The sequence below is a fragment of the Streptomyces parvus genome, assembly GCF_014648875.1.
Classification (GTDB): domain Bacteria; phylum Actinomycetota; class Actinomycetes; order Streptomycetales; family Streptomycetaceae; genus Streptomyces; species Streptomyces parvus.
This window is the reverse complement of sequence record NZ_BMRY01000003.1, coordinates 562,214-588,599: the sequence shown is the minus strand read 5'-3', so window position 1 is coordinate 588,599 and position 26,386 is coordinate 562,214. Positions and strand designations below refer to the sequence as shown.

28 protein-coding genes are annotated in these 26,386 nt (G+C 72.7%); 12 read left to right on the top strand and 16 right to left on the bottom strand.

Features of this window, described 5'->3' with window-relative positions:
- Window positions 1–32: 32 nt before the first annotated feature.
- The gene (locus IE140_RS13010; RefSeq protein ID WP_150196726.1) at window positions 33–929 is read left to right on the top strand and encodes an SURF1 family protein; all 897 of its coding nucleotides are present in this window, start codon (window positions 33–35) and stop codon (window positions 927–929) included.
- Here IE140_RS13010 and IE140_RS13005 read toward each other — a convergent pair.
- The 9 genes from IE140_RS13005 to IE140_RS12965 form a co-directional block, all read right to left on the bottom strand.
- Window positions 899–2,434 carry a hypothetical protein gene (locus tag IE140_RS13005; protein WP_308438373.1) on the bottom strand — a complete coding sequence of 512 codons (1,536 nt, stop codon included), beginning with the start codon at window positions 2,432–2,434 and terminating at the stop codon, window positions 899–901. The two genes, IE140_RS13010 and IE140_RS13005, sit on opposite strands and share 31 nt — an antisense overlap.
- On the bottom strand, window positions 2,431–3,006 hold the full coding sequence (locus tag IE140_RS13000) for a SigE family RNA polymerase sigma factor (RefSeq protein ID WP_032766995.1): 576 nt from the start codon (window positions 3,004–3,006) through the stop codon (window positions 2,431–2,433). The genes IE140_RS13005 and IE140_RS13000 overlap by 4 nt, the downstream gene beginning before the upstream one ends.
- A 359-nt stretch (window positions 3,007–3,365) precedes the next feature.
- Entirely contained in the window at window positions 3,366–4,439 is a 1,074-nt protein-coding gene (locus tag IE140_RS12995) for an aspartate-semialdehyde dehydrogenase (RefSeq protein ID WP_032776826.1), read from the bottom strand.
- Complete coding sequence (locus IE140_RS12990; RefSeq protein ID WP_006126378.1) at window positions 4,436–5,707, bottom strand: aspartate kinase; 1,272 nt, start codon at window positions 5,705–5,707, stop codon at window positions 4,436–4,438. Before IE140_RS12990 ends, IE140_RS12995 begins: the two co-directional genes overlap by 4 nt.
- A 245-nt stretch (window positions 5,708–5,952) precedes the next feature.
- A complete protein-coding gene (locus tag IE140_RS12985; protein ID WP_229826765.1) occupies window positions 5,953–8,091 on the bottom strand; it encodes a LamG domain-containing protein in 2,139 nt (712 codons plus the stop codon).
- Window positions 8,092–8,189: 98 nt separating this feature from the next.
- A complete protein-coding gene (locus IE140_RS12980) occupies window positions 8,190–8,714 on the bottom strand; it encodes an SgcJ/EcaC family oxidoreductase (RefSeq protein WP_150197785.1) in 525 nt (174 codons plus the stop codon).
- Between the two features lie 95 nt (window positions 8,715–8,809).
- The gene (locus IE140_RS12975; RefSeq protein ID WP_032767000.1) at window positions 8,810–9,469 is read right to left on the bottom strand and encodes a DUF5063 domain-containing protein; all 660 of its coding nucleotides are present in this window, start codon (window positions 9,467–9,469) and stop codon (window positions 8,810–8,812) included.
- A gap of 155 nt (window positions 9,470–9,624) precedes the next feature.
- Window positions 9,625–10,224, bottom strand: coding sequence for a recombination mediator RecR (gene recR / locus IE140_RS12970; RefSeq protein ID WP_150197783.1), 600 nt, complete (start codon window positions 10,222–10,224; stop codon window positions 9,625–9,627).
- A 122-nt stretch (window positions 10,225–10,346) separates the two neighbouring features.
- Window positions 10,347–10,691 (bottom strand): YbaB/EbfC family nucleoid-associated protein, encoded by a 345-nt coding sequence (locus tag IE140_RS12965; protein WP_003967515.1) that lies wholly within the window; start codon window positions 10,689–10,691, stop codon window positions 10,347–10,349.
- A 299-nt stretch (window positions 10,692–10,990) separates the two neighbouring features.
- Here IE140_RS12965 and IE140_RS12960 point away from each other — a divergent pair, with 299 nt between their 5' ends.
- Window positions 10,991–11,830 carry an SLATT domain-containing protein gene (locus IE140_RS12960; RefSeq protein WP_189460384.1) on the top strand — a complete coding sequence of 280 codons (840 nt, stop codon included), beginning with the start codon at window positions 10,991–10,993 and terminating at the stop codon, window positions 11,828–11,830.
- Between the two features lie 112 nt (window positions 11,831–11,942).
- On the opposite strand, the gene IE140_RS12955 is transcribed toward IE140_RS12960, so the two are convergent.
- From IE140_RS12955 to IE140_RS12945, 3 genes are all read right to left on the bottom strand, one after another.
- Entirely contained in the window at window positions 11,943–12,593 is a 651-nt protein-coding gene (locus IE140_RS12955) for a putative DNA-mimic protein (RefSeq protein WP_150197066.1), read from the bottom strand.
- A gap of 60 nt (window positions 12,594–12,653) precedes the next feature.
- Window positions 12,654–13,439 carry a GntR family transcriptional regulator gene (locus tag IE140_RS12950; RefSeq protein ID WP_150197067.1) on the bottom strand — a complete coding sequence of 262 codons (786 nt, stop codon included), beginning with the start codon at window positions 13,437–13,439 and terminating at the stop codon, window positions 12,654–12,656.
- 185 nt (window positions 13,440–13,624) lie between these two features.
- Complete coding sequence (locus IE140_RS12945) at window positions 13,625–15,007, bottom strand: aspartate aminotransferase family protein (RefSeq protein ID WP_032776817.1); 1,383 nt, start codon at window positions 15,005–15,007, stop codon at window positions 13,625–13,627.
- A gap of 171 nt (window positions 15,008–15,178) precedes the next feature.
- Between IE140_RS12945 and IE140_RS12940 the strand changes: the two genes are divergently transcribed.
- From IE140_RS12940 to IE140_RS12930, 3 genes are all read left to right on the top strand, one after another.
- Window positions 15,179–15,820, top strand: coding sequence for a DJ-1/PfpI family protein (locus tag IE140_RS12940; RefSeq protein WP_093435665.1), 642 nt, complete (start codon window positions 15,179–15,181; stop codon window positions 15,818–15,820).
- Entirely contained in the window at window positions 15,813–16,310 is a 498-nt protein-coding gene (locus IE140_RS12935) for a MarR family winged helix-turn-helix transcriptional regulator (protein ID WP_150197068.1), read from the top strand. Before IE140_RS12940 ends, IE140_RS12935 begins: the two co-directional genes overlap by 8 nt.
- 259 nt (window positions 16,311–16,569) lie before the next feature.
- Complete coding sequence (locus IE140_RS12930; protein WP_189460382.1) at window positions 16,570–18,225, top strand: serine/threonine-protein kinase; 1,656 nt, start codon at window positions 16,570–16,572, stop codon at window positions 18,223–18,225.
- Here the strand turns inward: IE140_RS12930 and IE140_RS12925 are convergent.
- Window positions 18,207–19,481, bottom strand: coding sequence for an MFS transporter (locus IE140_RS12925; protein ID WP_189460381.1), 1,275 nt, complete (start codon window positions 19,479–19,481; stop codon window positions 18,207–18,209). The two genes, IE140_RS12930 and IE140_RS12925, sit on opposite strands and share 19 nt — an antisense overlap.
- Before the next feature lie 95 nt (window positions 19,482–19,576).
- Between IE140_RS12925 and IE140_RS12920 the strand changes: the two genes are divergently transcribed.
- Entirely contained in the window at window positions 19,577–20,125 is a 549-nt protein-coding gene (locus IE140_RS12920) for a TetR/AcrR family transcriptional regulator (protein WP_032767009.1), read from the top strand.
- A gap of 84 nt (window positions 20,126–20,209) precedes the next feature.
- Here the strand turns inward: IE140_RS12920 and IE140_RS12915 are convergent, their stop codons facing one another.
- The 3 genes from IE140_RS12915 to IE140_RS12905 are packed head-to-tail and all read right to left on the bottom strand — an operon-like array spanning window position 20,210 to window position 21,770.
- Window positions 20,210–20,545: an Asp23/Gls24 family envelope stress response protein gene (locus IE140_RS12915; RefSeq protein ID WP_050486952.1), complete on the bottom strand. Its 336-nt coding sequence runs from the start codon at window positions 20,543–20,545 to the stop codon at window positions 20,210–20,212.
- Entirely contained in the window at window positions 20,545–21,186 is a 642-nt protein-coding gene (locus tag IE140_RS12910; protein WP_189460379.1) for an Asp23/Gls24 family envelope stress response protein, read from the bottom strand. The genes IE140_RS12915 and IE140_RS12910 overlap by 1 nt, the downstream gene beginning before the upstream one ends.
- Window positions 21,183–21,770: an RNA polymerase sigma factor gene (locus tag IE140_RS12905; protein WP_150193579.1), complete on the bottom strand. Its 588-nt coding sequence runs from the start codon at window positions 21,768–21,770 to the stop codon at window positions 21,183–21,185. Before IE140_RS12905 ends, IE140_RS12910 begins: the two co-directional genes overlap by 4 nt.
- Before the next feature lie 304 nt (window positions 21,771–22,074).
- Between IE140_RS12905 and IE140_RS12900 the strand changes: the two genes are divergently transcribed.
- From IE140_RS12900 to IE140_RS12875, 6 genes are all read left to right on the top strand, one after another.
- On the top strand, window positions 22,075–22,617 hold the full coding sequence (locus IE140_RS12900; RefSeq protein WP_032776804.1) for an Asp23/Gls24 family envelope stress response protein: 543 nt from the start codon (window positions 22,075–22,077) through the stop codon (window positions 22,615–22,617).
- 88 nt (window positions 22,618–22,705) lie between these two features.
- Window positions 22,706–22,873, top strand: coding sequence for a hypothetical protein (locus IE140_RS12895; protein ID WP_217691687.1), 168 nt, complete (start codon window positions 22,706–22,708; stop codon window positions 22,871–22,873).
- Entirely contained in the window at window positions 22,870–23,823 is a 954-nt protein-coding gene (locus tag IE140_RS12890) for a DUF6286 domain-containing Asp23/Gls24 family envelope stress response protein (RefSeq protein ID WP_150193580.1), read from the top strand. The genes IE140_RS12895 and IE140_RS12890 overlap by 4 nt, the downstream gene beginning before the upstream one ends.
- Window positions 23,824–23,846: 23 nt before the next feature.
- Window positions 23,847–24,410 (top strand): hypothetical protein, encoded by a 564-nt coding sequence (locus IE140_RS12885; protein ID WP_150193581.1) that lies wholly within the window; start codon window positions 23,847–23,849, stop codon window positions 24,408–24,410.
- Window positions 24,411–24,493: 83 nt separating this feature from the next.
- Window positions 24,494–24,937, top strand: coding sequence for a MarR family winged helix-turn-helix transcriptional regulator (locus IE140_RS12880; RefSeq protein WP_150193582.1), 444 nt, complete (start codon window positions 24,494–24,496; stop codon window positions 24,935–24,937).
- Between the two features lie 390 nt (window positions 24,938–25,327).
- Complete coding sequence (locus tag IE140_RS12875; RefSeq protein WP_189460377.1) at window positions 25,328–26,368, top strand: MarR family transcriptional regulator; 1,041 nt, start codon at window positions 25,328–25,330, stop codon at window positions 26,366–26,368.
- Window positions 26,369–26,386: the final 18 nt, after the last annotated feature.

Below are 26,386 nucleotides of genomic sequence, written 5' to 3'. Positions count from 1 at the left end.
GTACCCGGGGCGGGGAACCGTACCTTTGAGGGGTGTACCGGTTCCTGCTGACCCCACGGTGGTGGGGGATCAACCTCTTCGTCGTGCTGGCCATCCCGTTCTGCGTGTTCATGGGCACCTGGCAGCTCGGCCGCTTCGAGGACCGTGTGCAGTCGCACGAACAGGCGGAGAAGGCCCCCGATCCGAGCACCCGGGCCGCGAAACCCCTGGACGAGCTGCTGCCCGTCGACAAGGTGACGTCCGGCCGCCCGGCCACCGCCACCGGCACGTACGCCGACCAGTTCCTGGTGCCTGGCCGCACGCTGGACGACCGGCAGGGCTTCTACGTCCTGGACCTGCTGCGCACGGACACCGGCAAGGCCCTGCCGGTCGTACGGGGCTGGCTGCCCGGGTCCGCGACCGACGCCCGGGTCCCCGCCGCGCCGAAGGGCGAGGTCACGGTGGTCGGCGACCTCCAGGCCTCCGAGAACACCCGCAGCGACGGCGTGAACGCCCGGGGCGGGCTCCCCTCGGGCCAGGTCGGCATGATCAGCGCGGCGACCCTCGTGAACCTCGTCCCCTACGACGTGTACGACGCCTGGGTGACGCTTCCCGAGGCCGAGGCGGGCGGCGCGATGAAGCCCGTGCCGGCGGCTGCCCCGGAGGGCAGCGGCCTCGACCTGAAGGCCTTCCAGAACCTCGGCTACACGGGCGAGTGGTTCGTCTTCGCCGCGTTCGTGCTCTTCATGTGGTTCCGGCTGGTGCGGCGTGAGGCCGAGGCCGAGCGGGACATCGCGCTCGGTCTCGTACCGGAGGAACCCGGACCGGGTTCGCAGGACGCCCCGGAAGGCCCGGAGAACACCCAGGAAGGCCCGGAGGGCGCCGCGAAGGGCGCCTCCGAGGACCCGTCCTCGCCGGACTACGACGTGGCGAGCACGCCCGTCCGGTAGATCGTGCCCGAGCAGGCGTTGGGAATCTCCGTCTGCGCGGTGGGCGCTCCCGACTCCGGGGTGTGCGTCACGGCGACACTGCCCTCGGCGGTGGTCCCGCCGTCCTCGTACAGCGACTGCGGGTCCATGCCGGACTGGTTCTCGGAGCCCTCGCCGACCGAGCCTCCCGCACCGTCCGCCGACGGGGTCGGGGTCGGTGAGGGGCCCACGGTCGGACACGTGTCGGTCGGCACCCAGGCGAACCGCACCTCGTACGCCATGGCCGGCTTCAACAGCACCGTGCCCGGCTCCTGGGACGGGTCGGGCAGACCGGGGGCCGCGTCGCCCGCGGCGTGCTGGACCACGACGATCTTCTGCGAGTCGGCGGCACCGAGGGCGGTGAAGCCCACGGTGCCGTTGCTGCTGACCGTGCAGTCCGTGCCGGACACGTTGGCGATCCTGAAGCTGCCGTAGACCGTGCCGTCGGCCCCCGGCGCGTCGGTGCCCGCGGACGCGACGCCGAGCTGGCCGGGGTCGCAGACGGGCAGGGAGGCGTAGTCCACCCTCGGGGAGTCGGACTTCTCGCCCGCCACCGCCCCGTCGCGGTCGCTCCCCTCGCCCCGGGAGGGGCTGGGGTCCGGGGCGGCCTCGCCCTTGCCGCCCTCGCTCTCGCGCTCGGTGGGCTGCACGGTCCGCCGGCCCGGCTCCTCGGGGCCGGGCTCCTCCCCGTTGCCGCCCTGGGCCTGCTCGCCGTGTCCGGCGATGGCGGGCCGGGCGGTGGAGGAACCGTCCGAGGTCGCGACGTGGACGAAGGCGGGGACGGCGGTGCCGATCAGCAGGGCCGCCGCGGCCGCCCCGACGACGGCCTGCCGCCGCCGGGCCCGGCGGGCGGGGACGGCGCGGTGGAGATGGTCGAGGGTTCCCTCGGAGGGGGAGATGTCGCGGACCGCACCGTGCAGCATGCGGCGCAGGGCCACTTCGTCCAGCTCGCGGGGCCGGTCGGCGGCGGGGGCGCGTCGGTCGTCGGCGAAGAGGTCGGTCAGCGTGGCGAGGAAGTCGTCGTCGGACGACGCGCCGGGGCCGTCGCCGCCGGGGCCGTCACCGGGGGCTTTGCCAGCACCGGGGGCGGTGGGGGCGGTCTCCGTACGCGCATCCGCGCCGATGTCCGTACGCGCATCCGCGCCGGTGTCCGTGACCGCGTCCACGCCGCTGCCCGTACCCGCGTCCGCGTCGCCGTCCACCGGGGCCTCGGCTCCCGGGTTCACCGGGGCCTCGGCCGCCGGGTCCCGCTCGTCGGGGTCCTCGGTGGACTCGCTGTCCGCGCTCGCGGGCGGCGCCGGTTCCTGGGGTCCGCTCTCTCCCGGGCCCGCGTTCTCGCCCTGCGGTCGGTCCGGATCGGTGTGCGGAGTCTTCTCCGGCCCGTGGTTCACAATTCCGTTTCCCGTCGGGTCGTTCTCGTGCCTGTGCTCAGGGACATCGGGGTGCTGCTCGGGGCCCTGCCCCGGGCGGTGATCCGGCCCGCTCATGTCTGGGCCTCCATCACCACGCGCAGCGCCGCGATGCCCCGAGAACCGTACGCCTTCACCGAGCCCAGCGAGACCCCCAGTGTCTCGGCGACCTGGGCCTCCGTCATGTCCGCGAAGTAGCGCAGCACCAGCACCTCGCGCTGGCGTCGCTGGAGCCCCTTCATGGCCTTGATCAGCGCGTCCCGCTCCAGCTGGTCGTAGGCGCCCTCCTCCGCGCTCGCCATGTCCGGCATCGGCTTGGAGAGCAGCTTCAGCCCGAGGATGCGGCGGCGCAGCGCGGAGCGCGAGAGGTTGACGACGGTCTGCCGGAGGTAGGCCAGGGTCTTCTCGGGCTCACGGACCCGGTTGCGCGCGGAGTGCACCCGGATGAACGCCTCCTGCACCACGTCCTCGCAGGACGCGGTGTCGTCCAGCAGCAGGGCCGCGAGGCCGAGCAGGGAGCGGTAGTGGGCGCGATAGGTCTCGGTGAGATGGTCGACCGTGGTTCCTGCTGCCACCGTCTCGTCAGCACCCCCGCGCTGTGCGGGCAGCGAAGCCGGGCGCGCAGCGGGCATGGGCGCGATCACCGGCATGCCGCCGGGCGCGCGGGGCCGCCGGAGCGGGCGCACCGAAGCGCCTCGCAACGGGCCCACCACTGTGATGTCGAGAACCTCTGCCACGCCTGTTGGACACGCTGCCCCCCGTCAGGGTTGTACGCGGACCGCGCCACGTTCGACGCTGTGCGACATGCCCTCATACGTATCTACTCTTCCCCAAATGCCCCGTTACGGCGTCCGGCCACGCACAAAGTGACGGCATAGACGCAACCCGGCCGAGGTGCGGTTGCAGAGGGCCGGGAGATCATCGTCCGCCACGACAACGTCCCAGCTCAAGAGGTTCAGACCAGCGAATTCCTCATAGGGCGTTCACAGATCCTACAAAACTGGTTCGATCATCGCCGAGGGAATTCGGCGGCGACGGATTCGGCGATCTGCGCCACGTTCAAAGCGGCACCTTTTCGGAGATTGTCCCCGCAAAGGAACATTTCCAGGGCATGCGGGTCGTCCATGGACCGCCGGACGCGGCCCACCCAGGTGGGATCGGTGCCGACGACGTCGGACGGGGTGGGGAAGTCCCCGGAGGCCGGGCTGTCGAACAGGACCACGCCGGGGGCGGTCGCCAGGATCTCGTGCGCCTTGCCGACCGCGACCTCGTTCTCGAAGCGGGCGTGGACGGACATCGAATGGGTGGTGACGACGGGGACGTACACACAGGTCGCGGTGGTCTTCAGGGCCGGCATGCCCAGCACCTTGCGGCACTCCTCGCGGAGGGCGATCTCCTCGGAGGACCAGCCGTCCCCGGCGTCCGTACCGGCCCACGGCACGACGTTCAGGGCGACGGGCGCGGCGAACGGGCTGTCGGCCGTGGCGGCCCCGTCGCCCAGGGCCCGGCGTACGTCTCCGGGCTGGGTGCCCAGTTCCGTACCGGCGACGAGGGCGAGCTGTTCGCGCAGGGCGGCGACGCCGTCCCGGCCCGCACCGCTGACGGCCTGGTAGGAGGAGACGATGAGCTCGCGCAGCCCGAACTCGGCGTGCAGGGCGCCGACCGCGACGATCAGCGACAGCGTCGTGCAGTTCGGGGATGCGATGATGCCGCGCGGCCGGAGCCGGGCGGCATGGGAGTTGATCTCGGGGACGACGAGCGGAACGTCGTCGTCGAGCCGGAAGGCCGCCGAGTCGTCGATGACGACGACGCCCTTGGCGGCGGCGATCGGGGCCCAGTGGGCGGACACCTCGTCCGGCACGAGGAAGAGGGCGACGTCCACGCCGTCGAAGACGTCCTCGGTGAGGGCCAGCACCTCGCTCTCCTCACCGCGCACGACCAGCTTCCGGCCGGCCGAGCGCGGCGAGGCGACGAGTCTGACCTCGCCCCAGACGTCCGCGTGCTGCGAGAGGATCCGGAGCATGACACCGCCGATCGCCCCGGTCGCTCCGACGACCGCGAGCGAAGGGCGGTGTTCCGTCATCGGCCGGTGCCTCCGTAGACGACGGCCTCGTCGGAGTCGCTGTCGAGCCCGAAGGCGGTGTGCACGGCGCGCACGGCCTCGTTGACGTCGTCGGCGCGGGTGACCACCGAGATGCGGATCTCGGATGTCGAGATCAGCTCGATGTTGACGCCCGCGTCGGACAGCGCCTCGAAGAAGCCGGCGGTGACCCCCGGGTTGGTCTTCATGCCCGCGCCGACCAGAGAGATCTTGGCGATCTGGTCGTCGTAGCGCAGCGAGTCGAAGCCGATCGAGGCCTTGGTCCGCTCCAGGGCGTCGATGGCCTTGCGGCCCTCGGCCTTGGGCAGGGTGAAGGAGATGTCCGTCAGGCCGGTCGACGCGGCGGAGACGTTCTGCACCACCATGTCGATGTTGACCTCGGCGTCCGCGATGGCACGGAAGATCGCGGCCGCCTCGCCCGGCTTGTCCGGGACACCGACGACGGTGACCTTGGCCTCCGAGACGTCGTGGGCGACTCCGGAGATGATCGCGTGCTCCACCTTCTGGTCCCCTTGCGGTTCGTTGCTGACCCAGGTGCCGCGCAGTCCGGAGAAGGACGAGCGGACGTGGATCGGGATGTTGTAACGGCGTGCGTACTCGACGCAGCGGTGCAGCAGCACCTTGGAGCCGGACGCGGCCAGCTCCAGCATGTCCTCGAAGGAGATCCAGTCGATCTTCTTCGCCTTCTTCACGACCCGGGGGTCCGCGGTGAAGACGCCGTCGACGTCGGTGTAGATCTCACAGACCTCGGCGTCCAGCGCGGCGGCCAGCGCGACGGCGGTCGTGTCCGACCCGCCGCGGCCGAGGGTGGTGATGTTCTTGCCCTCCTGGCTCACCCCCTGGAACCCGGCGACGATGGCGATGTTGCCCTCGTCGATCGAGGTCCGGATGCGGCCCGGCGTGACGTCGATGATGCGCGCTTTGTTGTGGACCGAGTCGGTGATGACACCGGCCTGGCTGCCCGTGAACGACTGGGCCTCGTGGCCCAGGTTTTTGATCGCCATCGCCAGCAGGGCCATGGAGATCCGCTCACCCGCGGTCAGCAGCATGTCGAACTCCCGACCGGTAGGCATCGGAGACACCTGCTCGGCGAGATCTATCAACTCGTCCGTCGTGTCGCCCATCGCGGACACCACGACAACCACCTGGTTGCCGTTCCTCTTGGCGTCGACGACTCGCTTGGCGACCCGCTTGATGCCCTCGGCATCGGCTACGGAGGAGCCTCCGTACTTCTGCACGACAAGGCCCACGTGCGCTCCTCGCTCAGTCATTACTGCGGTCGGCTCAGTTTAACGAGCAGTCCGGAATCGACCCGTCCATTACCAGATGGTGAGATGTCCCGCTCATCACCCGGTACGGCGTGTCGCTCCGAACTGCTCGTACGAGGCTGTTGCCCAGCCGGACCGCACACACTCCCGTTTGTGTCCCAGCCCACACGATCCGCGGGGAAAGCGCGAGCCGGGACACGTCCGGTTGCGGCAGCTGCCGGATCTCGTTACGGCAGCTGCTGGATCTGCGTCTCGGACAGCACACCCGCGTAGGCGTACACGCTGTCCACCACGCCCTTCAGGTGCTCGCCCCAGCCGTCGGCGGTGCGGCCGCGGCCGAGCTGGAGCCCGCCGGTGCTCTTCCAGGCGGCGTCGAAGGCGGCCGTACCCCCCTCAGCCTCCTTCCACCCGTCGACGTAGAAGGACACCTGGTTCGCCGAGGCGTCGTACGTGAGGGTGACCCGGTGACCCGCCCCGGAGTCCCCGTCCGGCCACTCGACCCGGCGGAGCACGGTCTCCGGCGCGCCCGGCTCGTCGGCGTGCGCCAGCACCAGGTCCCAGCTGGAGTTCTCCGGGTCGAAGCGCACCTTGAAGGCGTCGCCGTGCTCGCCGCCCTGGGAGATCGCCGTCATCGGCGCCGCCGGGGCGTCGTCGGTGAGCCGGACGCGGGCGCTGACGGTGAAGCTGTCCGAGGTGTCGACCACCGGGGCGTCCGTGGCCGCGTGGCCCGAGACCCCGTCGAGGCGCAGGTGCCCGTCACCCTCCAGCGGCCAGTCCTGGACGCAATCCGGGTCCAAGGGGTCGCAGGGGTCCTCGTCGAGGCGGAAGACCGAGGCCCCGGCGCCCAGCTTCAGCGGCGCTCCGCCGTCCGACTCCGGGGCGAGGCCGTCCGGAGCGGTGTCGAGCGCCCAGTGGCCGACCCGCTGCGCGGCACGCGTGGCGAGGGCGGTGAGCTCGTCCGGCACGACGATCCGGTCGTACGCCCGTACGTCACCGATCTCGCCCTGCCAGCGGTCGCGGTAGCCCTGCGCCCCGCGCGCCCGGCCGATCTGGAAGTCGCCCTCGCCCGCCACGGGGACGGCGGCCGTCTCCTCGCCGACCGCGCGGCCGTTCACGTACAGCCGGGCCGTGCCGGTCCCCGCGTCGTACTGGCCGAGTACGTACGCCCAGTCGCCGGTCCCGGGCAGTCCTCCCGTGACCCGCGCCCCGCCGACGGCGAACGACCAGGCGGGTGCGGAACCGGCCTGCGTCAGCCCCAGGGTGAAGGCACGCCCCGTACCCGCGTCCTGCGAGAGGACCGTACGGGTGCCGTCCACGCGCGCCGGCCGGACCCAGCCGCCCACGGCGAAGTCCTTCGCGGTGTCGGCGACGACCGGGGCGCCCGGGGTCAGGAAGCCGTGGCCCGTTCCGTCGAGCGAGGCGGTGGCGGTGAGCGGGGTGCCGGAGGGCGCGGGCGCGCCGAACGCGACCCCCGCACCGGCCCGGGCCGCGGAGCCGTTCTCGGCGGCGGCCGAACGGGAGCCCGCCGCGTCGGCGAGCTTCCACCGGGCCACCGGGGCGGGCCCCTCCCCGACCCGGAAGGTGTAGCTGGTGCGCGGGCCGCGGTTGCCCGCCCGGTCCTGCGCCTGGACGGAGAGGACCTGGACGCCGGACTTCTTCGGCACGAAGCTGATCTCGGCCGAACCGTCGGGCCGGACGTCGGCCGTGCGCGGCGGCTCACCCGTGAACTCGTAGGCGAAGGCGACGACGTCCTCGGCCCGCGCGGTGAACCGGAACGTGCCGCGGACCCCGGCGCCGGGCGTCCAGGTGTTGTCGTCCGGATAGTCGGAGGAGGTGACGACCGGGGCGTCGGGCAGCGTGCGGTCGTACACGAACTCGCAGGGCGCGCCCGCCCCTTCGCTGCTCCAGGCGGAGGCCCCCGCGTCGTTGACGGCCCGCACCCGCCAGGAGACGACGGTCTCGTCGGGGACGGTGTCCGGCAACTGCCATCGGAAGGGGGCGGTGTCGTTCATCGTGGAGGTGGTCATGGACACGCGCTCCTCGGCGCCGTCCTCGCCCTGCCACCACGCCTCGAACTCGCCCCGGACCCGGTTCGCTTCACCCGGCTGCCCGCCCCCGGGCCCGTACAGCCGCGCGGTCACCTGCGGAACGGTCCCCACGTACGGCCGCTGGTCGCCGGCGACGCACGCCGCGCCGCCCGTCTCCAGATCGGCGGTCAGCGGCTGCTTCGGCAGTCCGTCACCGGCCGCCGCCAGTACGGCGCCCGGCGTCGCCAGCACCGTCCCGGCGGCGATGACCGCTGCGGCGGCCGCCCGTCTCGCGCGTCTCGCCTGTCTCTGTCCTGTACGTCCTGCACGCCCTGTCATGCGCGTTCCCCTCCCCTGTCAGGCCCTTGACGATCGGAGATCAAGAGCTGAGGGAGGTTAACAACCGAGGGCGACAACCGCCCCCGGATATCCGGGGATCAGCCCGCCGACAGCGTCTCCACGTCGAAGACCTGGGTGTTCTGAGCGGCCGCGATGCGCCAGACCCCGTCGTCCTTGGCGAGCACGTAGGTCGGCGTGCCCGGGACCGCCTCGGGGTGGGCGGCCATGAGCTCGGCGGGGTCCTCCTGGCCGTGGAAGATCTCGTCCAGGTACGCACCTTCGGCGCGGCTCACCGGCCGCTGGCGAATCTTCACGGCGGCCACGTCGGGGCGGATGAAGAGGATGAGGTCGACGGTGTACGTGGCGGTCACCGGCGAATCCGCCTGCGGGGGCAGCACCTTGCGGGTGAAGGCACTGATCTCCGGCAGACCGGTCAGCCGCTTGCCGTGGGCCGTGGTCCAGATGGCGTCCTCACGGAAGACGCCGAGGAAGGCGTCGGTCAGCGTGTTCTGCTGGGCGTGCTGCACACCGGCGACGAACGCGACGATGGCGTCGACGTCCTCCTGCGGGGCGGGGACGCCGGTGACGGTGGGCGTGGAGGCGGCGGAGGTCGTGGCGCTCATGGGGGATCTCCTCGCGGGGCGGCGGCCGTCGGATCGGCCGTTCACCCTGGAGCCTGTTCCCTCAACCACGATTGAGGTCAAGAAGTCGCGCCCCGCTACTTCACCGGCCGCAGCCCCAGCGGTCCCGCGATCTCCTGGAGCATCACGCGGCCCGCCTCCTCGGCGAGGTTCTCCTCGCCCGGGTCCTGGTCGGTGTCCAGGCCGTCCAGCTCCTCCAGGGGCTGGCCGAGGCGGATGTGGGCGACCAGGGACTGGAGGGCGCGGAGGGTGGCGGAGGCGGTGGAGCCCCAGTTGGAGAAGTACGAGAACTGCCACCACCACAGCGCCTCGGCGGTGCGGTCCGCCTCGTAGTGCGCGAGGCCGTGGCCGAGGTCGGTGACCAGGTCGGCCAGGTCGTCGGAGATCCGGTGCGGGACCGGGGCCTTGCGGGGCTCGTACGGGTCGAAGACCTCGGAGTAGACGTCGATCGGCTCCAGCAGCGCCGCGAACCGCTCGCGCAGGCCGTCCGCGTCCGGCTCCGCGCCGAGGTCCGGCTCGTACCGCTCGTCGGGCAGGACGTCCTCGTACGCGCCGAGGCGGCCGCCCGCCAGCAGGAGCTGCGAGACCTGGAGGAGCAGGACCGGGACGGCCTCTTCCGGCTCGTCGACCTTGGACACCTCGGCGACCGCGACGATGAACGTCTTGATCTGGTCCGCGATCTGGACGGCGAAGTCGCCCGGGTCCTGCGTGACGGAGTTCAGCGTGGCGTCAGACATCGAGGGGACCTCCCGTGGGCGCGGTCACAGACGGTGGAGCGGACGGCTGTACGTGCAAGGGCCCGGGCCCGGGCCGGGGGCTGATCCGGGGGCGTACGGCGGCGGACCCGGCAGAGGTGTCAATGCCGGTGCCGGTCTCGGTGTCGGTCCCGGTGTCAGACATCCAGCAGCCGCCTCCCCTCGAAGGCACGGCCCAGGGTGACCTCGTCGGCGTACTCCAGGTCGCCGCCGACCGGCAGACCGCTGGCCAGCCGGGTCACCTTGAGGCCCATCGGCTTGACCATCCGCGCCAGGTACGTCGCGGTGGCCTCGCCCTCCAGATTGGGGTCGGTCGCGAGGATCAGCTCCGTGATCGAGCCGTCCGCGAGCCGGGCCAGCAGCTCGCGGATGCGCAGGTCGTCCGGGCCGACGCCCTCGATCGGGCTGATCGCCCCGCCCAGCACGTGGTAGCGGCCCCGGAACTCACGCGTCCGCTCGATCGCCACGACGTCCTTGGGCTCCTCGACCACGCAGATGACGCTCGGATCGCGGCGCGTGTCCCGGCAGATCCCGCACCGCTCCTGCTGCGCGACATTGCCGCACACCTCGCAGAACCGGACCTTGTCCTTGACCTCCAGGAGGGCGTGGGCGAGCCGGCGTACGTCGGTGGGCTCGGCCTGCAGGACGTGGAAGGCGATCCGCTGCGCGCTCTTGGGACCGACGCCGGGCAGCCTGCCCAGTTCGTCGATGAGGTCCTGAACAACGCCTTCGTACAACGGAACGCCTTTCTTCGCTTCCTGCTCCGTACCGTAGTGGGTACGGGTCGGTACCAGTAGGCCCCGGAGGACCCGCGGAACCTACGGGCCGCCGGAACCTCACGGCCCCGCGGCCGGTCGGGTCAGAACGGCAGACCCGGGATGCCGCCCCCGCCGCCCAGTCCCTGCGCCAGCGGGCCGAGCTTCTCCTGCTGGAGCGCCTGCGCGTTCTCGTTGGCCGCCTGGACGGCCGCGACGACGAGATCGGCCAGCGTCTCGGTGTCCTCCGGGTCCACCGCCTTCGGGTCGATCACCAGGGCGCGCAGCTCGCCGGAGCCGGTCACCGTGGCCTTCACGAGACCGCCGCCCGCCTGTCCGTCGACCTCGGTCCTGGCCAGTTCCTCCTGGGCCGCGGCGAGATCCTGCTGCATCTTCTGGGCCTGCTGGAGCAACTGCTGCATGTTGGGCTGGCCACCACCGGGAATCACGGTCACTCCTGGCATTTCGACGACAAATGTTTCGGTAAGCCGAGCCTACGTGCTCCCCGGTCACCGCGCTCCACCCGCCGGGGACCAACTCTTTCGAGTGAGATCTCGGAACCGGCGTGAGGGCTCCTATACCTGACCAGGGGCCCTGCCCAGGCGGGAATCCCGCGATTTCGACCCCACGGCCCACCATTCGGCGGTAGGAAGGGCATGCACCTCGGCACACGAGCGTGCATGCACGGTGACGCAGAGTTACTCCCTACGCGTCCGTCCCGTCCGTCAGAGTGCAGAGGAGTGCCCCGGTGAGTCAGCCGGAGATGCAGCCCGAGGGGCCGCCCCGCAAGGAGTCCGATGCGGGATCCGGTGAGAACGGAGCTGAGCATTCCGCTACGGGAGCCCCGGTGGAGGGGCACGCCGGTGGGCGCTCCGGCGGCCGTGCCGGGTGGCGTGCCGGCGGGCGCGATCTGACCGGGCGCCCGTTCCCTCTCGGTGACTGGGGCGAGCCGGCCGAGCGGCTCGACGAGCTCTACCGCTGGGTCGAGACGGGCGCCCTGGACACCGCGGACTGGTATCTGCACGACCGGGTCTGGAAGCGCCGGGCCGCGCGGGCCCTGCGGATGGGCACGGCCGCCGGGGTGGTCGCCGGGGCCGCCCTGCCGCTGCTCGACCTGACCGGTGCGCTGAGCGGGTCGGCGGGCTGGGGCTATCTGTCGCTGCTGCTGGGGGCCGCCTGCATGGCCTGCGACCGGTACTTCGGCCTCACCTCAGGGTGGATAAGGAACCTGGCCACGGCCCAGGCCGTGCAGCGGCGGCTCCAGGTGCTCCAGTTCGACTGGGCCTCGGAGTGCGTACGGGAGATGCTCGGGCCGACCGAGGGCACGGCCAGCGAGGCGACCGAGCGGTGCCTGGGGGTGCTGCGGAGGTTCTCCGAGGACGTCACGGAGCTGGTGCGGTCGGAGACGGCGGACTGGATGGTGGAGTTCCGGGCGGGACCCGCGCCGATGGGGATGCAGGCGCTGGCGACGGGGAGCGCGGGTGGCCGGGGGGAGTCGGGGGCGGTGCCGGGGCGGTTCTCGATGCCGTCGGTCGCGGCGCGGCCGAACATGCCCCGGCAGCGGCCGCCGGAGTCGCCGCCGCGGTGAGGTGTTCCCGGGGGCCTGCGCCGGGTGACGCTTCGGGGGCGCCGCCCCCGGACCCCCGGTCCTCAATCGCCGGACGGGCTGGATTCGGGCGCCCCGGTCCGTGGGGTTCGGGTCAGCTGAAGATGATCATTGAGCCCTGGGCCAGGCTGCGGGTCGCTGCCGCGTGGAGGCCCAGCCAGACGTGGCGTTCGCGGGCGAAGGGGCTGTCGTCGTAGGGCATCGGGTGCGCCGGTTCCTCCAGGGCCGTGGGGCCCGACGGGGGCTGCGGGGCGGCCGGCGGGTTGGCCGGGTCGATGTCGATGGCCGGGGCCACGAACTCCAGCTCCCGCAGCAGCCCGTGCGCGGAGCCGAGGGGGCCGCCGCCCGCCAGGAGGTCGTCGTCGGAGAGCGGGGCCGGGAAGTCCACCGGGACGTAGGCCCCGGCGTGGTCGTAGTGCCAGACCAGATGCGACTGCTGCGCGCCCTGCTCGAACATCTCCAGGAGCTGCTCGTACTCGCCGTCGAGACCGGCGACCGGGGTGACGGCCAGCCCGCTCAGCTGGAGCAGATAGGCGCGGCGCAGGAAGTGCAGGGCGTCGTAGTCGAAACCGGCCACGGGGGCGACGTCCCCGGTGAGGCCCGGCATGTAGGCGTAGACGGGGACGGGCGGCAGCCCGGCGTCGTTCAGCGCCTTGTCGTAGACGGCGATCTCTTCGGCGAAGGGGTTGTCGGCGCTGTGGCACAGCACGTCGACGAGGGGGACCAGCCACAGGTCACAGGCCACGAAGTCTCGCTCTCAGGAGGGTTCCGGCGATCGTCGGGACAGCGTAATGCGGTGCGAACCTCACGCACAGTGCCCCGGCGACTCCGGCGGCTGGGGGGACTGCGGGGGCACGGCGGAACCGGGCCCCGCCGGCCCGTCGGCGTTCCCCTCCGCGTTCTGCTCCCCGTCCCCCTCCGCCTCCCGCGCCTCCAATCGGTCCGCCCAGGCGAGCGCGTGCGCGTAGTAGGAGCACATCTCGGCGTGGACCTGCTCGCGGTCGCCGCGGGCGATGGCCTCGACCAGCTCCTCGTGGCCGAACCACAGCACGTTCTCGTCCATGCCGTCGCGGCGCAGCCGGTGCACGGCGAACACCCAGGCCTGGACGCGGAGCCGGGTGAGGAAATCGGCGATGTACAGGTTGAGGACGAACTGCCCCAGCTCCCGCCAGAACCGCAGGTCGTACCCGATCAGGACGTCGAGGTCGCCGCCCTTCGCCGCGCGGACCGCCTCCGCGGCCCGGCGGCGGATCGAGGCCAGTCCCTCGGGCCGGACGGCGACCCGTTCGGCGGGGTTGCGGAAGAGGCCCTCGACGACCAGGGCCCGGGCCTCGGCCATCGCGCGGTAGTCGGCGACGGTGAACTCCCGTACTTGGAAGCCCCGGTGCTGGTCGGAGGCGAGGAGCCCCTGCGCGGAGAGGTCGAAGAGCGCCTCGCGGACGGGCGTCGCGGAGACCCCGTACTGCTCGGCGATCTGCTTGACGGTGAACTCCCGGCCCGGCGGCAGACGCCCCGCGAGCACCTCGTCGCGCAGCGCGTCGGCGATCTGCTGGCGCAGGGTACTGCGTGTCACGCCTGCGCTCGGACTCATGCCGACCCCTTCCGTCCGTCCCCGTGCGTACCCGGCGCACCCGTCATGGTTCGGGTCACCTTAAGCCAGGGCCGCCGCCGTGCCCGATTCCGGGCACGGCGGGGAGACGTACGGGGTCGACCGCGTACGGAATCGGATCGTCCGGTTACTCCGCGTACGGACCGGAGCCGGCAGGAGCTGCTGCTCTACGCGCCCTGAACCGTGTACGTGTCGGCCACGGAGAGCGCCACGTCCAGGGCCGCGAGCCCTTCCTTGGCCTCGGCCTCGGAGACGTTGCAGGCGGGGACGGCGTGGGTCCGGTTCATGTTGATGAACGGCCACAGCCCCTGCTTCTTCGCCGCCGCGCCGAAGGCCGCCATCGGGGCGTTGGCCTCGCCCGAGGCGTTGTACGGGACGAGCGGCTCGCGGGTCTCGCGGTCGCGGACCAGGTCCAGTGCCCAGAACGCTCCGAGGCCGCGCACCTCGCCCACCGAGGGGTGGCGTTCGGCGAGCTCGCGCAGCCCGGGTCCGAGAATCGTCTCGCCGATCCGGGCGGCGTGCTCGACGACCTTCTCGTCCTCCATCACGCCGATGGTGGCGACGGCGGCGGCGCAGGCCAGCGGGTGGCCGGAGTAGGTGAGGCCGCCGGGGTAGGGGCGGGTCTCGAAGGTGGCGGCGATCTCGGCGCTGATGGCGACGCCGCCGAGCGGCACGTAACCGGAGTTGACGCCCTTGGCGAAGGTCAGCAGGTCCGGCACGACGTCGAAGTGGTCGGCGGCGAACCATGCGCCGGTACGGCCGAATCCGGCCATGACCTCGTCGAGCACGAAGACGATCCCGTACCGGTCGCAGATCTCGCGGACGCCGGCGAGGTAGCCGGGCGGCGGGGTCATGATGCCGGCCGTGCCCGGGATCGTCTCCAGGATGATCGCGGCGACGGTGGCCGGCCCCTCGAAGGCGATCGTGTCTTCCAGGTGCTGGAGGGCGCGGGCGCACTCCTCGGCCTCGGTCTGCGCGTAGAACGGCGAGCGGTAGAGGAAGGGCGCCCAGAACCGGACGACGCCCGCCGAGCCGTTGTCGGAGGGCCAGCGGCGCGGGTCCCCGGTGAGGTTGATCGCGGTGGAGGTGGCGCCGTGGTACGAGCGGTAGGCGGAGAGCACCTTCGGACGGCCGGTGTGCAGCCGGGCCATGCGGATGGCGTTCTCGACGGCCTCGGCCCCGCCGTTGGTGAAGAAGATCTTGTCCAGGTCACCGGGGGTGCGCTCGGCGATGAGGCGTGCGGCCTCGGAGCGCGACTCGACGGCGAACGCGGGCGCGAAGGTGGCGAGCTTGCCCGCCTGCTCCTGGATCGCGGCGATCACGGTGGGGTGCTGGTAGCCGATGTTGGTGTAGACGAGCCCGCTGGTGAAGTCGAGGTAGCGGTTGCCGTCGTAGTCCCAGAAGTAGGACCCCTCGGCGCCGGCGACGGCGAGCGGGTCGATGAGGCCCTGGGCGGACCAGGAGTGGAACACGTGCGCGCGGTCCGCGGCCTTCACGGCCGCACCGGCCGCGGGGTCGGCGTACGGGGCATGAGGGGCATGAGGGGTCATGCGGCCGAGCGTAAGTGCTGGTGGGGGGTGACCTCCATGGCCACCTTGTACGGCCTGGGGCGGATGGTTCGGCAAGGTGTCGCCTTCCTTGCACTCCTCTCCCCCACACCCTCCTATTGACAGCACACTGTCGAAATGACAGTCTTCTGTCATCGAGCCGAGGAGGTCATCATGACCAGCAGCAGCGCCACAACCGTGCATCTCGCCGTTTACGACACCTTCGCCGACTGGGAGACGGGGTACGCGACCGCCCATCTCACGCAGAACGGCTACACCGTGCGGACCGTGGGGCTCTCCCGGGAGCCGGTGACGACGATGGGCGGCCTGCGCGTCCAGCCCGATCTGACGCTGGACGAACTGCGGGCGCAGGACAGCGCGTTGCTGATCCTGACCGGCGCGGCCGCCTGGGACACGGGCGACACACTGGCCCCGTTCGCGCGGGCGGCCCGGACCTTCCTGGACGCGGGGGTGCCGGTCGCGGCGATCTGCGGGGCGACGGCCGGGCTGGCCCGGGAAGGGCTGCTGGACGACCGGGCGCACACGAGCGCGGTCTCCTTCTACCTCGGGGCGACGGGGTACGCGGGCGGCGAGCGGTACGTGGAGGTGGACGCGGTCACGGACCCCGGGGCGGACGGGACCGGGCGCGAGGGTGCCGGAGGCCGGCTGATCACGGCCGGCCCGACGGAGCCGGTGGCGTTCGCGCGGGAGGTGTTCGCACTGCTCGGGGTGTACGACGAGAAGAAGCTGGACGCGTGGTACCGGCTGTTCCACGACTCGGACGCGAGCGCGTACGAGGTGTTGCAGGGTGAGTAGCGAGAGTGCGGGGCGCGCCCCGTCCGAGCAGGAGTTCCTGAGCCGGGCCGCGGTGACGGTGTTCCGCCTCAACGGGCAGTTCCTGTCGGTGGCCGACGAGTTGGCGCGGCCGGGCGGGCTCACGGCGGCGCGGTGGCAGGTGCTGGGGGCGGTGCTGGTGGAGCCGCTGCCGGTGGCGGGGATCGCCCGGACGATGGGGATCACGAGGCAGAGCGTGCAGCGGATCGCGGACCTGCTGGTCGAGCGGGGGCTCGCGGAGTACACGGAGAACCCGGCCCACCGCCGCGCGAAGCTGCTGCGGGCGACGGAGGCGGGACGCGACGCGGTGTCCCGGATCGGCCCGCCCCACGCGGAGTTCGCGGCGCGACTGGCGGGCGAGCTGGGGGTGGAGAACCTGGCGGAAACGCTGGACGCGCTGGCCCGCCTGTCGGAGGCGCTGGAGGCCCTGACGGCTGCGGACCGGGGCACTTCGAGCCCGCCCGGCGCTTAGGCACTCCAAGCCCGTCCGGCCTTCAGGCCGCGGACCGGGGCACTCCAAGCCCGTCCGGCGATTGAGGACGGAACCCTTGATCCCACGAGGACGGCGCGCATGCCGGGGCGGCACCCCGGAGCACCCGGGACGTCCAGGCCGAGGCCCGACACCTCGACGGTTCCGTCCTCAAACGCCGGACGGGCTGGAAAGGCGGGCTTAAGCGGGCGCGGCGCGCGGCGTTATCCTCGTGCGGGCCGCACGGGGGAGGAAGCGCACCATGGACAAGCTCGGGCCCGACGACCCGCACCGCATCGGCGCGTACCGGCTCCTCGGCCGGCTCGGCGAAGGCGGCATGGGCCAGGTCTTCCTCGCCCGCTCCGACCGCGGCCGCACCGTCGCCCTCAAGCTCGTCCGCCGCGAGCTCGCCGAACGCCCCGAGTTCCGCGCCCGCTTCCGCCAGGAGGTGCACGCCGCGCACCGGGTCGGCGGTGCGTGGACCGCCCCGGTGCTGGACTCCGACACCGAGGCCCCCGTCCCCTGGGTCGCCACCGGTTACGTCGCCGGGCCCTCCCTCCAGCGCGTCGTCTCGGGCCGCCCCGGCGCCCCGGTCACGGCCTCGGGGGCGTACGGGCCCCTGCCGGCCCGTTCCGTACGGTTCCTGGGATCCGGGCTCGCCCACGCCCTCCAGCACATCCACGGGGCCGGGCTCATCCACCGGGACCTGAAGCCCTCCAACGTCCTGATGACCATCGACGGGCCCCGGGTCATCGACTTCGGCATCGCCCGCGCCCTGGAGTCCGTGGCCGACGGCGATCTGACCCGCACCGGGGTCCTCGTCGGCTCGCCCGGGTTCATGGCCCCGGAGCAGGTGCGCGGCGAGCGCGTGACCACCGCGTGCGACGTGTTCTGCCTCGGGTCCGTCCTCGCGTACGCCGCGTCGGGCCGGCTGCCGTTCGGTACGGCGGAGAGCGGCGGGGTCCACTCCCTGATGTTCCGGATCGCCCAGGAGGACCCGGACCTGAGCGGGGTCCCGGAGGAGCTGGCCGGCGTCGTCCGGGACTGCCTGGCGAAGGACCCGGTGGCCCGCCCCGGTACCGACGAGATCCTGGCCCGCCTGGACGCGGCGGACGCGGACGAACCCTGGCTGCCCGCCACCCTCCTCGCCCAACTCGGCCGCCAGGCGGTGGGGTTGCTCGACGCCGAAGACCCGGAGGAGCCGCAGAGGCAGGAGGCGGACCCGGGACCAGCGACCTCGGACCAGCCTCGCACCCTGACCAGCACCCCGTGGCCCCCACCGCCCCAGCCGCCCGCACAGCCCATGCAGCCCGCCCAGCCCCTCGCCCCCATACCCCCGGCCCACTTCGCGCCCACGCCTCCCCCGCCCGTCCGGGAACGCCGCTCCGCCGGGGCCACCGTCGCGCTCATCGCCGTCGCCGTGGTCGTGGCGATAGGGGCCGGCGGATCGGTGTACGCGTTCATGAAGGGCGACGGGCCGGGCACGACCGCCTCCCCCGGCCCCTCGGGCTCCGCCGACGCGGGCAGCGGCGGCAAGGGGCAGCAGGGCAGCGGTGAAGGAGCCGTCCCCGAAGGGTTCCTCGGCACCTGGTCCGGTTCCATACCCGGCGAACAGGGCTCCTCCACCCGCACGTTGACCATCCGGCAGGGCGACGTCGGCGACCAGGTCCTCGCCCTCACCGCCGAGGGCCCCCTCGCCTCCGGCTCCACGTACCACTGCGAGTTCAGCGCCCCGCTCGCCGACGGCCCCACCGGGGACGGCCCGGTCCGCATCGGCCCCTCGACGGTCTCCTCCGGCCGCCCGGCCTCCTCCTGCTCCCCCGGCAAGCCCACCGAGCTGACCCTGCTCCCGGACGGCACCCTCCGCCGCACCACGACCGGCACGGGCGAGAGCCTGATCTACACCAAGTCGGGCTGAGAGGAAGGAACTTCAGCCGCCTGAGCGCCCGGCCGCCGCCGCAGCGCCCCCGTGATCAGGGCCGCCCCGCCCAGCAGCACGAGCACCACCACCATCGCGTTCCGCAGCCCCACGTGGTCGGCCAGGAAGCCCAGCGAGGGCGGTCCGACCAGGAACGCCGCGTACCCCGCCGTCGAGACGGCCGCGACCCGGGCCGAGGCGTCCCGTACGCCCTCCCCCGCCGCCGAGATCGTGACGGGAAAGCCGAGCGAGGCTCCGAGCCCCCACAGCACCACCGCCGCCCCGGCGAGCAGCGCGCTCGAGGAGAAGACCACCAGCGCCACACCCGCCGCCGCCACGACCGCGCTGACCCGGACCACGGCCGCCGGGCCGTACCGCACCAGCAGCGGCCCGCCCGTGAACCGGCCCGTCGTCATCGCGACGGCGAACAGCATGAACGTCAGCGAACCGGCCGTCGCCCCCGTCCCGTGGCCGTCCACCATCAGCAGCGGCAGCCAGTCGTTGGCGGAGCCCTCCGCGAAGGCCATGGCCAGCACGATCAGGCCGATCAGCACCAGCCGCCGGTCCCGCCAGACGGCCACCTGAGCCCGCCACCCACCGCCCCCGGCCCGCTCCCCGTCACGGGACTCCGCGCCCCCGGCGCCCTCCGCGTCCCGCTCCTCCCGCCCCGTCCCGGCCGGCACCGCCCGTACGGTCCACACCCCGGCCGCCGCGACGGCGAGCGCGACCGCCGCCAGGTGCCAGCCCACCGGGAAGCGGACCGCCGTCGAACCCATCCCGAGCAGCGCGCCGACCACGGTCCCCAGGCTGAAGCAGCCGTGCAGCACCGGCAGGACCGGGCGGCCCACGGCCCGTTCCACGGCGGCGCCCTCGATGTTGAACGCCACCTCCGCCAGGCCCATCCCGGCCCCGAACAGCGCGAGTCCGCCGAACACCCCGCCGGACACCTCCAGGGCCGCTCCGCCGGCGATCACCAGCAGCCCGGCCACCAGCAGCCCCGCCCCGACGGTGATCACCAGCCGCCCGCCGTGCCTGCGCACCAGCCCGCCGGAGGCCAGCACCCCCGCCATCGAGCCGATCGAGAGCCCGAACAGCACCAGGCCCATCGCGCCCGTGGACACCTCCAGCGCGTCCCGGACGGCCGGGGTCCTGGCCACCCAGGACGCCATGCTCACCCCCGTCGCGAGCATGAAGAGGAAGAGCGCCGCACGCCGGCGGCGGGTGGCGGAGTCCATGACCGGTGGCGGGTTGTTCATGGGCGACGAGCGTACGCCCCGAAGCGTACGTCCGTACACTCCGCTCCCGCGTTCTATGCTGCGCGGAGCGACCAGGCCGAACGAGGAGGCACCGCGTGGCGACCGGGCACACCGACCCCGAGCGGCGGGACCGCATCATCGACGCGGTGCTCGACCTCATCGTCGACGAGGGCGTCGCGGGCGTCTCGCACCGCAAGGTCGCCGCCCGCGCGGGCGTGCCGCTGGGCTCGATGACGTACCACTTCTCCGGCATGGACGAGCTGCTGCACGAGGCGTTCACCCGGTTCTCCGGGACGATCGTCGCCGTCTTCGAGGAGCGCCTCGGCGCGGCGACCACCCCCGACGAGGCCCGCGAGGCCGTCGCCGATCTCGTGCACCACCTCTCCGGCGGCAACCAGCGCGAGCTGATCCTCACCCACGAGCTCTACACCCTCGCCGCCCGCCGCCCCGCCTACCGCGAGCTCACCCGCACCTGGATGGGGCGCAGCCGCCGGGCCCTGGAATGGCACTTCGACCCGGCCACCGCCCGCCAGCTCGACGCGCTCATCGAGGGGCTGTCCATCCACCGCGCCCTGGAGACCGAGCCCCACGAGCGCGCCCTCACCGTCGAGGCGATCGCCCGCATCACCGCGCCGCGCCCGTAGAAGGCTGTTCTCCCGCCGTCCGGCTTCACCGCACTCCGGCTTCACCGCACTCCGGCCACCCGCCCTCCCGCCATGTCACGCCCGTCACGTCACGCCCGTCACGGTGACGATGATCCGGAACTCCCTGCCCGGGTATCCGGTGGCCAGGTGCCTGCTCACCGCCTCGCGGACGGCACGGGTGGTGTCCAGGGCCCGTCTGCCGGAGCGGCAGATCAGGCGGATCTCCACGGTGGTACGGGTGTCCCCGCGGGCGGTGGAGACGGTGATGCCGGAGGTGTCGTCGCCCGGGCGGGCCAGAGGTGAGGTGGCCCGCAGGGCGCGCAGACGGCTGCGGAGGCCGGGCGCGAGGAAGGCCACTCCGGGGACTTCCTGGACCACGTGGGCCAGTTCGCTGTGCATGGAGTCGGCGGAGGCACTCATCAGGGGGCGCTCCCTTCCTGCGCTGATCGCGGTGACCGCGGTGACTGCGGTGACCGCGTTGACCACGGTGAGGCGGCGTCGTCGTCGACCAGGTCGGTGATGCGGACGTTGATCTCGCCGAGGTGAAGTCCCAGGCGCTCACAGGCGGTTACGTCGACCCGCTCGCGGATCTCCTGGGCCAGAGCCTGTACGTCGGGTGTCGTGAGCGGGACGTGCACGGACAGGTCGACGTTCACGGGCGTGCCACCGAGGCGGCACGACCCCGCCCTGACCCCGGGCACCTCCTCGGCGGCCCGGCGCAGGGCGCGGGCGGCCACGTTCTCCATGATCCGCAGGTCCTCGTCCGCCTCACCCAGCGGCAGAGGCTGTCCGGGGCGCAGTTCGAGGCGGACCACATCCATCACCCGGTCGATGAAGTACGTCGCGTCGACGGGCTGCTGTGCGGGGTCGGAGTCCAGGGAGCGCACCTGGGACTCCAGGCGTTCCAGGTCGGCGACCGCGAGCCGGCAGTGGGCGCACTGCGCGGTGTGGTCGTCGTGAACGCCCTCCTCCCAGTCGGCCCAGACCTGGGAGAGGAGGCGGCCGCAGGGAAGCGTCTCGTCGTCGGGGTCGGTGCGGGTCTCAGGTGGCAGGTTGTTCATTGCCAGGCCCCCAGGGAGTGAGTCAGTTGGCGGCGAGCTCTGAAAACACGGGCGCGTACGGCTTGTTCACTGATGCCGACGGTCTTCGCGATGAAGGCGTACGACCTGCCGTCGAGCGTGCGCAGCGTCCAGCAGATGCGTTGTTCGGGTGAGAGCGTGGACAGCGCCTCCTGCACGTCGTGGAGCGCCGCGCGCCCTTCGGTGATCCGGTCAGGCGCGGTGGCGTGCGCCGGGGCCGGCAGGTCGGGAAGTTCGTTGAGCGGTGCCTGTGGGCGGCGGGCGCGCAGGATGTTGAGGCACCGGTTGGTGACGATGCGGTACATCCAGGTACCGAAGGAGGATCTGCCCTGGAACTCCGGCAGGCTGCGCCAGGCGCCGACGAAGGCCTCCTGGACGGCGTCCTCGGCCTCGGCCCGGTCGCCGAGCAGCCGGGTGGCCAGGCGCAGGAGGGAGGGGGCGTGCCCGCGCACCAGTACGGCGAAGGCGTCCTCGTCGCCTTCGGCCGCTCGCTCCGTCATCAGGGTGTCGTCGGACCGCCCGCCCTCGACGTCGGGCGGCTCGCCCGACGGGGGATTCCCCGTCACAGTCTCGCTCCTCCTCATGCGGTACGCGCCCGCCGGTCGTCCGGTCATGGTGGTCTCGCCCGTTCTGACACGGGATCCGGTGCGCTGTGACGCGTACCCGCGAGATCAACCGGGAGATCCGGAAAAACGGGATCACAAAAAAATTCGTGCGTCTTCGTGCGTCACAGAATCCCGGGAGCGGAGTCGAACGTGATGAAGAACCACGCAGAACACAGAACGCGGAACGCACAACACAGCAACGCAGCAACACAGCAACACAGCACACAGCGACGCACGCCCAACGCTGACGACATCGAAGGAGCACATGGTGGCTACCGACACAAAGACGACCCCCTCCACCGACAGCGTGACGAACGGCGGCAAGGCGGCCCGCTTCGAGCAGCCGACCGGAACGGGCCGGCCGGCCGGGACGAGCCTGTCCGCCGGGGCGACCGGTGCGGAGGCTCCGGCCGGCGACCGCGGCCGCACCTCCATCGCGGACGTGGTGGTGGTCAAGATCGCCGGCATGGCGGCGCGTGAGATCCCCGGCGTCCACGACATGGGCGGCGGCCTCTCGCGCACCATCGGCGCCGTCCGCGACCGGGTGCCCGGCGGCCGTCCCAACGTGGGCCGGGGAGTGAAGGTCGAGGTCGGTGAGCGGCAGACCGCGATCGACCTGGAGCTCGTCGTGGAGTACGGGGTGTCCATCAAGGAACTGGCCTCCGAGGTCCGGGAGAACGTGATCCTGGCCGTGGAACGGATCACCGGCCTGGAGGTCGTCGAGGTCAACATCGCCATCGACGACGTCCGCCTCCCCGACGACGAGGACTCCTCCGCGTCCGGCGGTGACCAGAGCCGGGTCGCGTAACCCCTGACCACCAGCGGAAGCCGGAAAGAGCGGGCGGGCACCCGTACGCCCCGAGACGAGGAGGAGAGGGCCTGTGAACGGCCGGTCCATGGGTCTGTTGGTAGGAGTCGCGCTCGGCTTCGCCGCCTACTTCGGCGGGTTCGCCGCGTTCCTGCTCGTCGGCTCTCTCGGGGCGGTGGGCTGGGGAGTGGGGGCCTGGCTGGACCGGGGAGGGGACGCGCACCTGCGTGACCTGTTCGACCGGGAACGGCGGTGATCCCCGCCGCCGCGCGGGGCACCACCACCGTTTCCGCGCGGGCCGTCGCCAGGATCGCCCAGCAGGCCGCCACCGAGACGCCGAACGCGGTCGGCACGGTACGCGGCACGGCGACCGTACGGGGGCAGCGTGCCGAGGTCTCCGTACGGCTCGGCCTGCCCTGGCCGGCCGACCTCGGCCGCCGGGCCGAAGAAGTGCAGCGGCACGTGGCTGCCCGCACCGGCGAGCTGACCGGGCTGTCCGTGCGGGTGGCGCGGCTCCGGGTCGCCCGGCTGCAACGCCCCGCAGGGGGCACGGTCGCGTTCGAGACCACCGCTCCGGCCGCCCGAGGGCGTCGTGTTCCCCGGCGCTGGTGGTCCGCGCGCCCCACCCCCGTCGTGGTGACGGCCCTTCTGGGGGCCTCGGCCGCGGGGCTCCTGACCGCCGACATGGCCTCGGTCCACCTCTTCGGCAACGCTCCGGCGGCGTGGCGCACCGGTCTCGTCGACCGGCTCGCCGCCACGACCCCCGCCGACGGTTCGGTGACGGTCGCGGCGGCAGCCATGACCGTGGCCGGCCTCTGGCTGCTCCTGCTGGCCTGCACGCCCGGGCTGCGGAAGCACCATGTCGTCGCGGGCTTCGGTGCCGGGCGGTCCATCGCGCTCGACCGGGCGGCCGTCGCCTCCGTGGTCCGCGATCGCGTCCTCGACACGGACGGCGTCGACTCCGTACGTGTCAGGGTCGGCCGACGCCGGGTCCGCGTCCGGGCCGACCTCGCTTTCGGCGACCGGGCCGCCGCCCGCGAGCAGGCGGGTGCCGCCGCGCGGGACGCCCTCGCCGACTGCCGGCTGAACCGGCCGCTGCGGGTGGCGCTCCGCCTGCGTACGACGAGCACCTGGGACCCCACACCCCCTGCACCCGGGCCTGTGCCCGTGCCCGCCGGAGGAGCCGAACCGGAGGAGAGCCCGTGACGTCCCGGAGCGGAGCAAGTGGAGTGAACAGAACACTCATCGCCCTGGCCGGAATCGCGCTCCTGGGCGCGGGGCTCTGGCTGCTCGGCGCGACCCGTGCGGTCGCGGACCGCCTGCCCACCTGGTGGCCCGCTCCCCCGGTCGACGCCGTCCTCCTCGACCGGGATGGGCTGGCCTCGCTGCGCGAGACGGGCTGGTGGGCTCCTGCCGTAATGGCCGCCGGGACGGTCATCACCCTTCTCTGCCTGGCCTGGGCCGTGTCCCGGACACCCGTGCGCGGCCCCCGCCCGACCGGTCCGCTGTCCACCGCCCGTGCCGAACTCGGGCTCACCGCCCTGGAGGACGCGGTGTGCGAGGACGCGCGCCGCATCGAGGGCGTCGCACGGGCCCGTTGCCGCATCGCTCTGCGCCGTTCGTCCGCCCACCTGGCCCTGCGGGTCTGGACCCTGCCCGGATACGCCGCGAAGGACGTCCTGGACGGCCTCGGCACCGTGTCGACGACCGTCGAGCACGCCCTGAGCCCCCGGGAGTTGAACACCCGCACCCGCGTCAGTGCGCAGCGCCACGCGGCCCCGCACGTCCGCTGAGGAGGCGAGAGGCGAGACTCCCCAGATGGTTGCATGGACATGTATATTGTTGTCCCAGTGCTGTCGAGAAGGGGAGCCACTCCATGACGACCAAGCAGCAGCCCCGCACCGCCTCCGATCAGGCCATGTGGGACTCCGTCCTCGGTCTGCACACCTTCGTGGAGCGGCAGCTCGCGCACGCCCTGCAACGCCGCTTCGGCGTCGGCCTGTCCGAGTACCGGGCCCTGGAGGTCCTCACCCACGCCGAGAAGGGCGAGCACCGGATGCAGGAGCTCGCGGACCGCATCGGCCTGGGGCAGAGCTCGGTGACCCGGCTGGTGGGGCGGCTCGAGAGCGCCGGGTACGCGTACAAGGACACCTGCGACGACGACAAGCGCGGCGTCTACGCCGTCATCACCGACGCGGGCCGCAAGCACTACCAGGACGCCCGGTCCACCTACGCCGACGTCCTCGGCTCGGCCCTCGACGCCGCGAGCGACGACGACCAGCTGTCCCGGGCGGTCCAGGCGCTGCGCGGCGCCGCCTGACGCGATCGCCTCGACGCCCGACGCCCGACGCCCGAAGCCCGAAGCTCGGCACTCAGGGCACGAGTGCCGGAACGCCGCGTTCACTCTTGCGGGGGTACGTTCGCAGGCTCCGGGCCCGAAGCTCGGGTGCCGGGATCCGGGCCTCGGGACGCGGGACCCGGGATCCGAGCTCCTTCTTTAACCGGGCGGTAGAAGAGGGAGGTTGGGAAAACCTCCCCTCCCTCCCCGCCCCGTCACGGCCAGCCGGTATGACTAATCGTGACAGCTTGCGGCGCAGCGTAACGGCCGCTTACGGTGCGAGAACTACGAGAACTAATCGACCCCGACGCGGTGTTACAGCACCAGGCCGGGGTCTCACCACAAGATCGCACCCTCTAGAAAGACGATCCCATGGCTACCCCGCACCTTAGCTCCGCCCTGTCCGTCCCCGCAGTCCCCGCCGCCTACCCGATGGCCAAGCCCGGGTACGGCAAACGCTCCACGCCCGGCCAACAACCCCGCAGCCGAGATGACTTCGCCTTGCTGCCGACCCGCGAGCGGTACGTCGCCGGATTCGTCGACCACCTCCCCGACGGCGCTGCGATGAGCATCAAGCAACTGGCCAAGCAGCTCCCGCTGTACGGGCAACAGGCCATCTCCACCGCCCTGAACGCCCTCTCCGTCGCCGGGCACCTCCGGCGCGTACGGTGCGCTGTCGGCGCAGGCGACGAGACACGCTGGGCGTTCCGCACGTTCTGGTCCCGGACCGCCCGCGACAACGAGTGGTGGAACACCTACCTCGCCACCGAAACCGCCGCCCGAACCGCAGCCCCCGCGGAGCCCCCGGCCGCCTCGGTACGCCCCGCCCCCGCCCCGGCCCCCGTCGCCGTACCGCAGCAGCGCACCGCGCCCGAGGCCGCCCCGGCCCCCGCACCCGCGACAGCTCCAGCGGCTCCGGCCGCTCCTGCGGCCCCCACAGCCCCGCCCGCGGCCCCCTCCCCCGCCTACCTCGCCCTCGCCGAACTCGGCCGCAAGGACATCCGGCTGGCGCTGTCCGCCGACGACTGCGCCGCCCTCGAAGCGCTGGCAACGGAGTGGCTCGACCGGGGCGTCAGCATCGACTACCTGACCAGCGCCCTCACCGCAGGACTCCCCGCCCAGGTCGACTGCCCGCCCCGCTTCGTCCGCCGCCGCCTCGCCGACAAGATCCCGCCGCAACTCCCCACCACCGCCCCGAGCCCCTCCCCCAGCACCGGCACGCCAGCCCCGCGCCTCCTGATGGAGTGCACCGACTGCGGGCGACCCGGCCGGCCCGAAGCCCTCCCCGACGGCCTCTGCCGCCCCTGCCGCGCCGCCCACTCATCAGGCGGCCAACCCTCGGCCGACCCCACCGAAGTCGCCGCCGTCAAGGCACGCATGGCCAACCTCCGCGACCTTCTCAAAACGCCCTGAGGCGGCAAGGCAGTCGGC